This is a genomic window from Anaerocolumna sp. AGMB13025 (genome assembly GCF_029689925.1).
GTDB lineage: Bacteria > Bacillota > Clostridia > Lachnospirales > Lachnospiraceae > Anaerocolumna.
This window is the reverse complement of record NZ_CP121445.1, coordinates 6,454,821-6,467,859: the sequence shown is the minus strand read 5'-3', so window position 1 is coordinate 6,467,859 and position 13,039 is coordinate 6,454,821. Positions and strand designations below refer to the sequence as shown.

General features: G+C 34.6%; 14 protein-coding genes and 1 other annotated feature. Of the genes, 11 read left to right on the top strand and 3 right to left on the bottom strand.

Translation table 11 applies throughout. The annotated features are described in order from the left end of the window. Window positions 1–61: 61 nt before the first annotated feature. From QA584_RS27060 to QA584_RS27015, 10 genes are all read left to right on the top strand, one after another. Window positions 62–838, top strand: a complete 777-nt coding sequence (locus QA584_RS27060; RefSeq protein WP_278272205.1) for a GNAT family N-acetyltransferase — start codon at window positions 62–64, stop codon at window positions 836–838. Window positions 839–957: 119 nt separating this feature from the next. Beyond that, on the top strand, window positions 958–1,476 hold the full coding sequence (locus tag QA584_RS27055; protein ID WP_278272204.1) for a methyltransferase family protein: 519 nt from the start codon (window positions 958–960) through the stop codon (window positions 1,474–1,476). A gap of 119 nt (window positions 1,477–1,595) precedes the next feature. Continuing rightward, a complete protein-coding gene (gene zupT, locus QA584_RS27050) occupies window positions 1,596–2,405 on the top strand; it encodes a zinc transporter ZupT (protein ID WP_278272203.1) in 810 nt (269 codons plus the stop codon). Window positions 2,406–2,463: 58 nt separating this feature from the next. After that, window positions 2,464–3,774 (top strand): S41 family peptidase, encoded by a 1,311-nt coding sequence (locus QA584_RS27045; RefSeq protein ID WP_278272202.1) that lies wholly within the window; start codon window positions 2,464–2,466, stop codon window positions 3,772–3,774. 128 nt (window positions 3,775–3,902) lie between these two features. After that, entirely contained in the window at window positions 3,903–4,202 is a 300-nt protein-coding gene (locus tag QA584_RS27040) for a hypothetical protein (protein WP_278272201.1), read from the top strand. A gap of 281 nt (window positions 4,203–4,483) precedes the next feature. After that, window positions 4,484–5,071 carry a TetR/AcrR family transcriptional regulator gene (locus QA584_RS27035; RefSeq protein ID WP_278272200.1) on the top strand — a complete coding sequence of 196 codons (588 nt, stop codon included), beginning with the start codon at window positions 4,484–4,486 and terminating at the stop codon, window positions 5,069–5,071. A gap of 287 nt (window positions 5,072–5,358) precedes the next feature. Next, on the top strand, window positions 5,359–6,504 hold the full coding sequence (locus QA584_RS27030; protein ID WP_278272199.1) for an alpha/beta hydrolase: 1,146 nt from the start codon (window positions 5,359–5,361) through the stop codon (window positions 6,502–6,504). Window positions 6,505–6,986: 482 nt separating this feature from the next. Further along, window positions 6,987–7,223: a helix-turn-helix domain-containing protein gene (locus tag QA584_RS27025; RefSeq protein ID WP_278272198.1), complete on the top strand. Its 237-nt coding sequence runs from the start codon at window positions 6,987–6,989 to the stop codon at window positions 7,221–7,223. 136 nt (window positions 7,224–7,359) lie between these two features. Further along, complete coding sequence (locus tag QA584_RS27020) at window positions 7,360–8,649, top strand: AAA family ATPase (RefSeq protein ID WP_278272197.1); 1,290 nt, start codon at window positions 7,360–7,362, stop codon at window positions 8,647–8,649. A gap of 90 nt (window positions 8,650–8,739) precedes the next feature. Continuing rightward, on the top strand, window positions 8,740–9,315 hold the full coding sequence (locus tag QA584_RS27015) for a hypothetical protein (RefSeq protein WP_278272196.1): 576 nt from the start codon (window positions 8,740–8,742) through the stop codon (window positions 9,313–9,315). A gap of 70 nt (window positions 9,316–9,385) precedes the next feature. On the opposite strand, the gene QA584_RS27010 is transcribed toward QA584_RS27015, so the two are convergent. Next, window positions 9,386–10,375 carry a calcium/sodium antiporter gene (locus QA584_RS27010; protein WP_278272195.1) on the bottom strand — a complete coding sequence of 330 codons (990 nt, stop codon included), beginning with the start codon at window positions 10,373–10,375 and terminating at the stop codon, window positions 9,386–9,388. Window positions 10,376–10,423: 48 nt separating this feature from the next. Beyond that, window positions 10,424–10,471, bottom strand: a sequence feature (sodium ion sensor (DUF1646 type); this cis-regulatory element may regulate processes involved in with the transportation of sodium ions). 424 nt (window positions 10,472–10,895) lie between these two features. Here QA584_RS27010 and QA584_RS27005 point away from each other — a divergent pair. After that, window positions 10,896–11,441: a hypothetical protein gene (locus tag QA584_RS27005; protein WP_278272194.1), complete on the top strand. Its 546-nt coding sequence runs from the start codon at window positions 10,896–10,898 to the stop codon at window positions 11,439–11,441. A gap of 451 nt (window positions 11,442–11,892) precedes the next feature. Here the strand turns inward: QA584_RS27005 and QA584_RS28935 are convergent, their stop codons facing one another. Together QA584_RS28935 and QA584_RS27000 are read right to left on the bottom strand one after the other, a co-directional pair. Further along, on the bottom strand, window positions 11,893–11,970 hold the full coding sequence (locus QA584_RS28935) for a putative holin-like toxin (RefSeq protein ID WP_442870368.1): 78 nt from the start codon (window positions 11,968–11,970) through the stop codon (window positions 11,893–11,895). A gap of 424 nt (window positions 11,971–12,394) precedes the next feature. Continuing rightward, entirely contained in the window at window positions 12,395–12,691 is a 297-nt protein-coding gene (locus tag QA584_RS27000; RefSeq protein WP_278272193.1) for a hypothetical protein, read from the bottom strand. Window positions 12,692–13,039 lie beyond the last annotated feature (348 nt).

Genomic DNA, 13,039 nt, shown 5'->3' with positions numbered 1-13,039 from the left:
ATGGTCTTTAGAAAATTTAAGAGTAAATCAGATTATCACAATGAAAAAGGTAATGACAAACATGAAAATATTAACAAACCAAGAGATAAGAAACATAGCAATGCAGCAATCTGCGATTGATAGTAATTGCAGCAGGGAGGATTTTATAAGGAACGAAAATAAAATAGTAATCTCGGAAAAAAATCCAAATGCCAGAAGATATTTGGACTTACCCTTTTCCTGTGATTTAACCTCTTATGGAAATAATATAGTCGCCTCAGTTTCAGAGGAATTATCAGAAATAGTAAGCGCTTATATAAACAAATATCCGGTAGAACATTGCTTTGAAACTCCAAACTTACATATATTAATGGAAAGCCTAAAAGAGTTTCAATTAAATATTTGTTTTATGGCGGAATATTTTTTGCCGGATATGAACTCCATAAAACCCCTAAGCTGTAATTATGAAACAAAACTGTTGGAACAAGGCATGTTTTTAGAATATTATTTGCCGGAATGGAGTAACGCACTGTGTGAAAAGCGCAAGGAGTTAGATATCTTGGCGGTGGGTGCTTTTGACCAAGGGAAACTGATTGGCCTTGCCGGGTGTTCCGCAGATTGTGATACCATGTGGCAAATAGGGGTGGATGTATTGCCGGAATACAGACAACGTGGGATTGCCTCCAGCCTTACAAGTATACTTGCCAAAGAGGTATTAGACAGGAATATCGTTCCGTTTTATTGTTGCGCATGGTCAAATATCAAATCAGCCAGGAATGCATTTAAAAGCGGTTTCAGTCCGGCCTGGGTTCAGGTCACAGCAAAAAGTAATGATTTTATAGCAGATATGAACAAGTAAGATTGGGAACTGCATATATAAGGTTAAACAAATCCATTATGTTTTTATCCGCCTTGGTAGCAGAGAATGATAAAAGAATATGGTTTGAGTATTAGCCATTTAGGGAAAGAGAGTTTATCATGAATGCATTTTTGACAGTAATACCACTTATACTTATTAGGTTTGTACTTTTAGGTCTATTAAACAAGGAGGCGTTAAAACGCGCAGCCCACTTTGCGCCTATGTATGGAAAAGAAAAAGCAGCACTCTGGATTTATGAGATTTCAAATATTCTGATTTTGGTATATCCTTGTTTCTTAAAGATTAAGACGGATTCCTATTGGCTGTATCTGGGTCTTGCGATATATGGCTTAGGAGTCTTACTATGTCTGGTATCTGTATTAAATTTTGCAGAACCTGGGGAAAATGGAATTAATCAGAAGGGACTCTATCAGATTTCCCGAAATCCGATGTACGTGGCATATTTTGTATACTTTTTAGGCTGTTGTCTGCTTACCCGGTCTTTGCTTTTACTTAGTATCGTAATCGTATTTCAAATATCAGCACATTGGATTATCCTGTCGGAAGAAAGATGGTGTGCAGGGGAATTTGGACAAGAGTACATAAATTATAGGAAAAAGGTAAGGCGTTATATTTAGGTTTTTGAGAGCACAGATGCGAATGAGGCAGAGGACTCTCCAAAATTATTTAACTATTCGTATTTCTAATTAGGGTTATCAACCATCCGTACTAATAATTTACTTTAAGGAGGAAACCTATGGAACTATCCAGTGTAATATTTGCATTTTGCTTAACTCTTTTTGCCGGTCTTTCAACCGGAATAGGCAGCGCGCTTTCCTTACTTACAAAGAGGACCAGCACAAAATTTTTATCCGTTGCCTTGGGGTTTTCAGCGGGAGTAATGATTTATGTTTCCTTTGTTGAAATCTTTGTAAAAGCAAAAGATGCCTTGATTTCTGTACTTGGCATCAAAGGAGGAACCTGGGCTACTGTCGGCGGATTCTTTTTTGGTATTTTAATAATTGCAATCATTGATAAATTAATTCCTTCTACCGAAAATCCTCATGAAATTCATACGGTTGAAGAAATGGATGGAAAAAGTGAAGAACATAAATCCAAACTAATGCGGATGGGCCTGTTCACGGCATTAGCAATCGGAATCCACAACTTTCCAGAAGGCTTAGCAACCTTTACGGCAGCGTTAAGTGATCCTAGTCTTGGGATACCCATTGCATTTGCCATTGCAATACATAATATCCCGGAAGGAATAGCAGTGGCGGTACCCATCTTTTACGCCACTGGAAGCAGAAAACAAGCCTTTAAACTATCGTTCTTATCTGGTTTGTCAGAACCGGTAGGCGCACTGATTGGTTATTTGCTATTATATAAGTTCTTTAATGATGCCGTATTTGGTTTTATTTTTGCCTCCGTAGCAGGAATCATGGTTTATATCAGTCTGGATGAACTGCTTCCTTCTGCAAGGGAATACGGGGAACATCATCTGTCCATCTATGGATTAATAGCAGGTATGGCTGTGATGGCATTAAGTTTGTTATTGTTTATTTGAGTGGGTTCTTAGAAATTGATTTGTTTTAAATTATATTTTTTTGAAAGGAAGAAAAGAAATGAAAAAGAAACGTTTCACCTTATTGCTTAGCGTTGCTGTATTGCTTAGCGTGACCTTACTTCTTACAACATACTTTGGCAGTGAAAAGGTTGCCCAGGGTAAGACCACCAACAGAGAAGTAATACTTTATAATGATAATACCAATTCAGAACGGAATCGTTTATTAACAGAGGATATTAAGTATTTTAAAACGGAGCTGCCTAAGAGACATAAAAATCTGTTCCATAAGATAACAAAGCAGGAGTTTAACAATAGAACAGATGCCTTGCTTGAAAAGGTAGACCAGTTAAACAATAAGCAGGTTTTTACCGAGCTTAATAAGATTATTGCTTCTGTTGGAGATGCACATACGACCATAAATTACTGGGACGGGTACAGTTATCCCCTTCAATTCCAGATGTTTGGCTCAGAAGTATATATTGTAAATGCTGACACCAGCTTAGAAGGAATGATGTTTTCGAAAGTAACTAAGATAGACGGCATAGAGATTGATAGCATCATTGAAAAGCTTAAAACCTTGATCTCCCATGAAAATGATAGTTGGGAAATGAAGAATATTACCAGTTATCTTCAAGCACCGGTCTTTATGTATGGGCTGGGTATCATAAAGGATGAAACTAAAGCAGTATTTACCGTAGAAAAAGACGGAAAAATACAGGAGTTTACCGTATCCTCACTTGAGTACGGCAAAACTGCTGATTTTGTAAATAAAAAAACAGAAGATGTTCTAAATGGTTATTATGATAAATACTATGATTATAAATACATGCCAGATAGTAAAGCACTTTACTTCCAATACAACGTTTGTGCAGATATGGAAAACCGGAAATTTGCAGATTTTAATAAGGAAATGTTTCAGGTAATTGAGAAAAATAAGGTAGAGAAAGTAATCATTGATTTAAGAAATAACTCCGGTGGAAATTCAGAAATACTGAATCCATTTACAAAGCGTCTTAAGAGTTATATCGCAAAAAATCCAAAGGTAAAGGTTTATACACTGGTAGGAAGAAGTACCTTTTCTTCCGGCATGTTTGCAATCTACCGGGTAAAAGAGGCGGCTCCCAAAGCAATATCTGTAGGGGAACCCACAGGAGGCGCGCTGGATTGCTACGGAGAAGTAAAGACCTTTAATCTGCCCAACAGTCAGCTTCCAATCAGCTATAGTACCAAGTTTTTCGAGTTCAGTAAGTCCTTTAAGTATAAAAATAAGGGAGTCGGAACCTTTTTGCCGGACAGGTCGATACAACCTACAATAGAAGATTATAAGAATGGACGGGATGTAGTTTTAAAATTTGCATTGACGAATTGATGGAATACTGGTTTACAATTAATCCTAATAAGTATAACAAGTTTGGTTTGTAAAATTGGTACTAAATTGGGCTTAAGTTTCAGGAATGTCCTTAGTTTATCAAACTTGTTTGTGGAAAGAGGTCTTTCATGAGTGAACGTGATGGTAAGCGAAAGATAATCGAGAAATATGAAGAACTCAATAAGAGGATTGATAAATATGATAGGTATTATTACTACCTAATTACGGAAAGAAATAGACCCGCCAGGGTAATAATGGAACTCATTCATACTGGAAACGGATATATTAATGGCAGGTATGTGAATACTGACTCTTTTAAGACAACAAAAGCAGGAGATATAAATATAAAGAATTTAACAGATTTTGAATTATCGAAATTAATTGAGGAAGCCATACAAAATATAAACGTTAGCAAGCAGAATAACTAATAAGTAGTAGAACAAAATTTTATGAATGTTAATTGGACTTATAAAATGGCATGTTAAGTAGTGCGTAGTAAGGATAGAAAATAAAAATAGTTGTTAATTCCCTTTTATCAAGGTTTCCAAAGGCTATCTATCCAAGTCCCAAGAACTTCAAATAGTCAGCTATAATAACCCTCATTAAGTAAGCTTATTAATGAGGGTTATTATTTGCCTATTGACGGAACAATGTTCTGTTGATAGAATAAGTACAGAACATTGTTTTGTAAGTGAGAAAGGAGGATATTATGTCCCGAATTGTAAAAGCGCCAGACGTAAGACGTCAGGAACTTATAGATATTGCCTTAAAGCAATTCTTAGAAAACGGCTATGAGAAAACATCTGTCCGCTCTATTTTAAATGAAGCAAGTGGTGAAATTGGTATGTTCTATCACTACTTCAAATCCAAGAACGAGATATATGAAGCGGCTTTAGAGAGTTACAACGAGAAATACATTGCCAATTTTGCTGAAATTGTCAATACAGCCGGTTTGAGTTTTGAAGAAAAGCTGAATCAAATATTTACCCGCCTGCAAGGCTCTATTTCAGAATATAGTCTAATGTATACCGAAAATGCAGATCCCCAGATTATGGCGGTATTACACACCAGATCGTTACTAACAATGGTTCCTCTGTTTGAACAAATAATTCTAGAAGGCATAGAAAAGAATACGATGACAGGACCGGTACCAAATACCCATTTACTAAGTCAATTTATTCTTTTTGGAATGAGCGCAATAATACACGATACAGAAGTAAATTCCATGGAAGAAAAAATCAGCCACATTAAAGTACTTCTTTCTAAAATTCTAGATACAAAGATGGGAGATATATAAAGGATGAATAAAAAAAGCTGTGTTTCGAAACGGATTGGTAGAACTGATTCCTATGTCTGTAAGTTACCAGTTTTTAAATGCACCCTAAAATATTTTTAAATGTACCCTAAAACATATTTAAATGCACCCTAAAACATTTTTTAAATGCACTCTAAAACAATTTTAAAATGCACCTTAAAACATTTTTTAAAATGCAATCTAAAACATTTATCAAATGCATCCTAAAACATTTCTGAAATGCAATCTTAAACGTTTTAGAATGAATCAATATACAAGGAGGTATCATAATGAATTTTCCAGTAGGTTATCATGATTTCCATAAGGATACAGCATTTAATTTTCAATTAAACCGATTTTATTCCTTCGGCTGCTTAAGTTATGACACGGTTGCCGAAATAGGCAAGGAGGTAACAGATTTTGAAAGCTGGTCCAAGTCCTTTCTTAGCAGGGTTAAGTCCTTTCATAATAAAGGTGAGTTGGTCGCCTCAGCCACATGCCTGCGGGCGGCAATGTTTTTCATGTTAGGTGATGAGGGTGATGCAGGCAAACGACTGCAACAGTCTAATCTCTATGAGCAATGTATGAACGAATACCAGTCTGCATATAAAGATGCCGGACTTACATATGTACGAGTTCCTTTTGAAGCCGGTTATTTTCCTGTTATATACAAGTGCCATACGGATGAAAGCAAAGGCGATGTTGTCATACATGGCGGATATGACTCCTTTATTCAGGAACTTATCCCACTTATGCAATATATATATGCGGGCGGATACAACGTTTATATGTTTGAGGGATTTGGTCAAGGAGAGGTTTTAAGCAGATGCGAAATGAAAATGAAACCCGAATGGGAAATCTGCACGAAAGTAATTTTGGATTATTTCCAGTTAAATGGAGTAACTTTAATCGGTATTTCTTTAGGAGGCTATCTGGCAGCCCGGGCAGCGGCTTATGAGGATCGCATTAAGAGGGTTGTATTATATGATTTAATTTATGATTTCTACGGAGCACTAATAGATAAAGCACCGGAGGAGCTTAAGAAGTTGATAAATAATTTAATGGAAGTCCCGGACAGCCCAAAGTGGAAGAGTATAGAGGACTTAATGAAAGCGAATCCATTTTCACTTTGGCTGTTTCAACAAGGACGTCATGTCTTTGGTAATATCACAACCCTTTATGATTATTACAAATGCACGATGAAGTATAATACCATCACTCTTTCACCATTGATGAAACAAGATGTATTGATTCTCGCCGGAGCGGAGGATCTCTATACCGTATATTTTGAGAAACAAATTAAGGCACTGACGAATGCAAAATCCGTAAGCGGTCGAATATTTACAAAAGAAGAAAACGCCTCCCATCACTGTCAGGTCGGTAATGTAGGATTGGCTTTGGATTATATTCTTGGATGGATAGATTCGAAACTTTGATTTACATTTTGGATTAATATAGCAAAACAATTATAGAACGTAACGGATATTGTACCAGTTTTGAATTAGTGTTTTAAAGAGTTAAACTTGGAGATAGATTGCTTAATTAACAGGTAATCTATCTTTTTTTGTAACTGAAAAATTTCTGGATGTTCTATCTTGCTATGTGGTGAACGATACCATGGCTGTACAGTAATAAATCTGTAATCCTATATTTGGAGTAATCCCGTGTCCACGTCAAAATTCGGTAATCAGAATACGATCAGAATTCGATAATTGTTTACGGATATTTGTTTACAATTTGTGATTGAAGGTGGTTGGAAATGAGTCGTCATAAAAAATTTTTAATCATTATCATATAATATTAAATGCGCATATGCAAAAAACTTATCAGAATTTTACAAAAAGTAATAGTCAGGGATACTATATGGTGTTAAAATGGAACTAAGTTATTTTTAGCTTAAGATAAGAGGAGCATGTGTATGAAAGTAAGTTATAAAAAGTTGTGGAAAATGTTAATAGACAGAGATATGACAAAAACACAATTGCGGGTAAAAGCGAAAATCAGTACCACTACCTTAACAAAATTAAGTAAGAACGAAAATGTTGGAACAGAGATACTTGCAAAAATTTGTAATGCGATGGAATGCAATGTAGGTGATATTGTAGAATTTGTTACAGAAGAACAAGAACATTCAGAACCAAGGTCTAAGGAATGACAAAAAATACTTGCTATACGAATGGTTGGATTGTTAGTATGATAAACAATAATGTTTTAGTGTATAGATTGGTATAATATCTATAATCGAAATATAAGAAGAGTAATGAAATTCAGAAGTAGGAAGGAGTATTAAGATGAACATAAAATCACTGGAATTAAAAAATTATCGCTGTTATGAAGAATTGCAAATGGAATTTAATCCGAATTATTCAATTTTAGTTGGCGTAAATGGTTCAGGTAAGTCAACGATTCTTGATGCAATATCAACAGCTTTAGGAAGCTATATTGCTGGTTTTGATGGAATTGCATCGAATGGAATTTCACATGAAGATGCACATAGAAAAATGTATGAGTTGGGAAGCCGTATTGAAGCAGAAGAACAATATCCTGTAGAAATTACGGCACATGCTGATATAGAAGGCAGTGAAGTAGAATGGAAAAGGAGTCTACATGCCCAAAATGGAAAAACACATATCAGTGAAGCTAAAAATATTATGAAATATGGTGAAAAACTACAAACCCGCGTACGTGAAGGAGATAAGGGGACAATTCTACCGCTGATTGCATATTATGGTACCGGTCGTTTATATATGCAAAAAAGACAAATGAAAAATAACTCCAAGAATTCAACCTTTTTTACAAGAACGACAGGATATAAGGATTGCCTTGATTCTGCTTCCAATGATAAATTGATGATGAAATGGTTCGAAGACATGACTTCGATTCAGCTTCAGGAAGGAAAACTTATCCCAGAATTAGAAGCGGTAAAAAAAGCAATGGGTAAGTGTTATTCAGGAGCTAAAAATCCTGAGATTAAGGCAAATTTTGAATACAAAATGAAATCTCATGAAATTGAGATTACCTATCAGAAAGATGGAGTGTTAGAAAAACTGCCGATGAAGATGTTAAGTGATGGCTTAAAAATTACCATCAGCATGGTAGCTGACATTGCATATAGAATGGCGGTACTTAATCCCCAATTACTGGATCATGTTTTGGAAGAAACGAAAGGAATAGTACTGATTGATGAAGTAGATATGCATTTACATCCCGAATGGCAAAAGCGCATTGTAGAGGATCTGCATTTCATTTTTCCTAACGTGCAATTTATTATGACAACACATTCACCAAGTATTTTAGCCAATGTAAAAAAAGAACATGTCATTTTACTTGATAATGGAAAAGTCTATGAACCAAGTAACACAACTTATGGACGGGACATTTCGGCAATACTGAAAGAAATGATGCATGTGGATGTTCGCCCGGAGGAGGTAACGAATCTAAAAGATGAATTTTATAAATTTATCACAGAGGAAAAATATGAAGATGCAAAACACCGGCTCGAAAAATTGGAAAATATTTTGGGGAGCAATGATTCCGAGGTAGTTCAGGCAAAATTGACATATGATCTAGAGGTATTATAGGAGGGTTTATCTTTGATATACATTAAGAAAAATGCGGAACCTCAAAGTCTGAAAGCACATAGGAATACCCCTGGGGCGGACTTTGATAGTTTGGATAAAACAGAATTACGTGATTTCTTATTATCGGAACAGGGGTATTTGTGTGCATATTGTATGAAGAGAATTAAGGATGCAAAGGATACGAAAATTGAGCATTATGAGGCTAGAAATGCAAAGAACCAATTGATTTACACGAATTTGCTTGCAGTATGTACGGGCAATGAGAAATTACAGAATCAATACAGAAAAATTGATCCCAAAAAGTTTACTTGTGACACAATGAAAAAAAGTCAAGCATTACATATAAATCCCCAGAATGGATCAGATATTGAAACAATCTATTATGATGCACAGGGAAAAATATATTCAAGTAATAAAGATTATCAGGAGGATCTGGATAAAGTATTAAATCTAAATGATCCATATGGATACTTGATCGATAATCGTCAAGCTGCGTTAAAAGCGGTACAAAACCAATTAAGGAAATTAAAACCTGGACAAGATGCAAAACCTTTGTTGAGAAAAATACAACAGTTATGTAAAAATCAAAATAGTGCTGGCGAATTGCCGGAATTTGTTGGGATTATACGTTGGTATATTGAGCGGCAAATCCGGAAACATAATTGATTTTTTAAATTGACCCAGGGCTAATAAGGCTGATTCCTGCACATATAAGAATCAGCCTTTTTAACAGGGTTCAAAGCACACTAATCACTTTGTACACAAGATATAACACATATGACAGTAAAAGAAGAATACCAGCTCGTCTTTTAATTGATTTCCTGAACCAAGAAATAATAAATACCAAAACCGTAAGCAGTATCATAACAGCAACATCCAACCAAAGGCTTGTCTCCACTGGAATTGGTGAGATGGCAGAGGAAAGCCCAAGCACCAGAAGAATATTAAAAATATTACTTCCAATACAATTACCCAACACAATATCCGGTTCCTTCTTAAGAGCAGCTATAATACTGGTGATAAGCTCCGGCATGGTAGTTGCTATTGCAACCACAGTAAGACCGATTAAGGTTTCACTTAAACCTAAACTTTCAGCAATAGAAGTACTACTATCAACTGTCAGCTTTCCGCCAATAAAAAGACCCGTAAGGGAAATAATCGAAAAACACCAAAGCTTTATTATATTTTCATTCTTCCCAGCCTCTATTATTTCCTTTGAAAGTTGATTCCCATCTGCATCGGTATCAATATCACCTTCGGCATCAATCTCTATTTTCATAGAACCCTTTGAATCTTTCATAATATATAACATAAAAGCAGCAAAGCCAAGAATGAGTATAACACCACCTAAACGGGAGAGTACTCCATTACGAAAAAGCATGACAGCCAGTAGTATCTGAATTCCTATTAACATTGGAATCTCACGCCTCACTACAGAATCCTTAACCCGAAGGGGCATGATAATGGCCGCAATGCCCACAATCATGGCGGTGTTAGCTAAAGAGCTGCCAATTATATTACCCAGGGTAAGCTGATTGGTATGAGATATACCAGAAACAACCCCAACTGCGAGTTCTGGCGCACTGGTGCCAAAGGCCACTACCGTGATTCCAATAACAAAGGAAGAAACCCCATATCGTTTCGCAATTTTAGAAGAGGAGTCAATTAAAATATCCGCACATTTGATAATCAAAACTAAACCAAGTACTAATAAAAAATATTGCATAGTAGCCGTCCTTTCTTATTACACAAAAAAATAGAGACCTTCTAACGAAGCCCTCCACCCTTAAGCTTAAATCTTGAAGCAGTTAACTGCCCAACCGGATTAACAGTATTTATATGTAGATTTTACCGGATTTAGTATGATAAATCAAGAAAAAAATAGAATGGTATCAAAAAAATTGGAGGAAGCAGGAATTCATGGATATGAAAGTACGCGATACTTGTTCATTGCCATATTATGGGTTATAATTCAAATATATTTATTTAGTTTAAGGAGAGCTGTGATCATAGAGCTGATTCAGGAAATTCGTAGAGTTTCTGCTAAAAACTTTTTATGATGCATTATGTGAAATTGCAGATACCGAACAAGTAACCGAACAAGTAGAAAAATTACTAAAGGCTATTGGTGATAAAGATATTCAACGAAAGAACTTATGGAATTACTGAGTTTAAAGCATAGGTCGACATTTTGAGAAAATTCTAGGTGTATCTCATTTATTTTTAGAGTTAATGAGGGAGAAAGTATGAAGAAAAAAATATGCTTTTATGCTGCTATATCTACATGTTTTATATTGATAATTATTTACTGTAATATTAAACCTACCATAAACAAGGAGGATGTTACGATAGAGGCAACATTAGGTCTCAATACTACAGGAAAATCCGAGTATCAAAAATACTGTCTTGATATAAAAGTTATAAAAAGCAAAAAAGGCATCCTTAATATATACCCCTATTTTAATGGCTTAAAAAATTTAACATTTGATTCAACAGATGGCAATAAATTCTTTGTGCCGGAGAATTTAGGAGCTGGGGGTGAAAACTATATAATTGCCAAGAAAATATTAAGAGATAATAATTTCCTTATAAACAATGACCTGCCCATAGTTAGTTATATTCTGCCTAATGAGGCAGGAGAGTACATTTCAAGATTTTACATAAATTCAGAAAAAGATTTAAGTGAGATTGAAAATCCGCTTATACTGTGCATTTATACAGAAAGAAGATTTGGCAAAAAACTTAGTTGGGTTAAAAAAATTCCCATTACAATAAGTTCTGCTTCCAAATAAAATGTTAATTAATTCCAAATCACTCTTAATGTAATGATTGTTTATGTGGAGGAACTGATATAAATTTATTTGAAAGTAGTAGTAATATTTAAACTTGTACGGTATAATAGTGTACAAGTAAGAAAGTATTAAAGTGTAATCATGTAAGTGCAAAATTGAGCACAAAGTGAGGGAAATATTGTGAGAAAAAGGTTATGTTCCACCATATACAATAACAGATAAGACGGTAAACATAATTTCTGAAATAAAGAAAAAAGTAAAATAATTCTTTAATATATGGATAAAATAAAGAAAGTGGCAGAAAAAACTGCCACTATCAAATCACTTGCATTATTTTAACAAGTGATATATAATCAAGATAGAAATAATCAAAGGACTTTGGAAGGTCAGTTGATTACCAATTCAGTGTGAATGAAAAAATAGCTATCCTACGCTTGATGGTCGAGGATAGCTATTTTTTAATTATCGATTTGATTATACTAATAATCAAGGTGATAAAGGCAATGATGAATAATCCAAATTCCAACATTAAGTTTATGGATTCAAACAATGTCATGGTACCACCCCCTTTTCTTGCGTACTCCACCGAAAAGGGAATCATATAACTATCCTCTGTTTTCTAACTTGATATGATTATTATAACATAGAACGGTCGAATAAAAAAGAAAAATATGTAAATATCTATCTATTAATCACCTGCTCCTAAATCAGTTTCTACGTAATTTCTTTACTTTAAACGAAAGTGAAAGTGATTATTGTAAAACAGTATCTACAACAAATCGGTCAGAAACAATCTTAATGGTATGATTGTTAGCGCATAGTTTACTGCATAATTTCGGAAGTAGTAAATACACCAATAAGTCGATCATCTACTCTTTATGGATCTATAAAATAATGTAAATACCCCTAAGACTTTTCTATATCTGGCAATTACGGACAAGAATAGTCTTTTCTTAATAATCCCTATCCTCATTATCCAATAATTGATGCAAAAGCCTGGCACCGGCTTTCATCCCCATATTAAAATAAATTTCTCCTATACTAGAAGAGTATTCATTCAAAAGAGGTTCAATATCAAAAATCTGCTCATTGCTTAAGAATTCACTAAGCCTACTATATAAATCATCGTCGGCGATTTCTTCTCTTTTATCAAAAGTCTCATAAATCATGGATGTCTGTTTATAATCCCTAATTAAATGTGATAAATGCTGAATTGTGGTTCGTTCCATCATATCTTTAAATGTACTCATAAAGAAAACCTCCCATGTTATAATAGATATATCATAATTAAAAAATAATCATATGTTTCTACTCAAACCAATAAGTAATCGATTCTCTTATATTATACAACATAGCCTGTCCGATTCTGCCCATTTGTACTGGGTAATTTATGAAATTTATAAAGTTATACTATGTAAAAGTAATAGGATACCAAACAAAAAGTAACTTTCCCGAAAAACCAATAATAATTGTAACATAATTGTATAGAACTCCCGTAAGAACATTGCAGCCAAAAACCTAAAACTTACAGGAAAGCATCGTTGATAAAATCAGCTCGAAACACTCATCTGGAAGAATTCGTTATGGCAGCATTTCTA

Bases quoted from the DNA above. Each gene is read 5' to 3' on its own strand.
- QA584_RS27060 (WP_278272205.1), top strand. From the start codon at position 62: ATGAAAATATTAACAAACCAAGAGATAAGAAACATAGCAATGCAGCAA.
- QA584_RS27055 (WP_278272204.1), top strand. From the start codon at position 958: ATGAATGCATTTTTGACAGTAATACCACTTATACTTATTAGGTTTGTA.
- zupT (WP_278272203.1), top strand. From the start codon at position 1,596: ATGGAACTATCCAGTGTAATATTTGCATTTTGCTTAACTCTTTTTGCC.
- QA584_RS27045 (WP_278272202.1), top strand. From the start codon at position 2,464: ATGAAAAAGAAACGTTTCACCTTATTGCTTAGCGTTGCTGTATTGCTT.
- QA584_RS27040 (WP_278272201.1), top strand. From the start codon at position 3,903: ATGAGTGAACGTGATGGTAAGCGAAAGATAATCGAGAAATATGAAGAA.
- QA584_RS27035 (WP_278272200.1), top strand. From the start codon at position 4,484: ATGTCCCGAATTGTAAAAGCGCCAGACGTAAGACGTCAGGAACTTATA.
- QA584_RS27030 (WP_278272199.1), top strand. From the start codon at position 5,359: ATGAATTTTCCAGTAGGTTATCATGATTTCCATAAGGATACAGCATTT.
- QA584_RS27025 (WP_278272198.1), top strand. From the start codon at position 6,987: ATGAAAGTAAGTTATAAAAAGTTGTGGAAAATGTTAATAGACAGAGAT.
- QA584_RS27020 (WP_278272197.1), top strand. From the start codon at position 7,360: ATGAACATAAAATCACTGGAATTAAAAAATTATCGCTGTTATGAAGAA.
- QA584_RS27010 (WP_278272195.1), bottom strand. From the start codon at position 10,375: ATGCAATATTTTTTATTAGTACTTGGTTTAGTTTTGATTATCAAATGT.
- QA584_RS27005 (WP_278272194.1), top strand. From the start codon at position 10,896: ATGAAGAAAAAAATATGCTTTTATGCTGCTATATCTACATGTTTTATA.
- QA584_RS28935 (WP_442870368.1), bottom strand. From the start codon at position 11,970: ATGTTGGAATTTGGATTATTCATCATTGCCTTTATCACCTTGATTATT.
- QA584_RS27000 (WP_278272193.1), bottom strand. From the start codon at position 12,691: ATGAGTACATTTAAAGATATGATGGAACGAACCACAATTCAGCATTTA.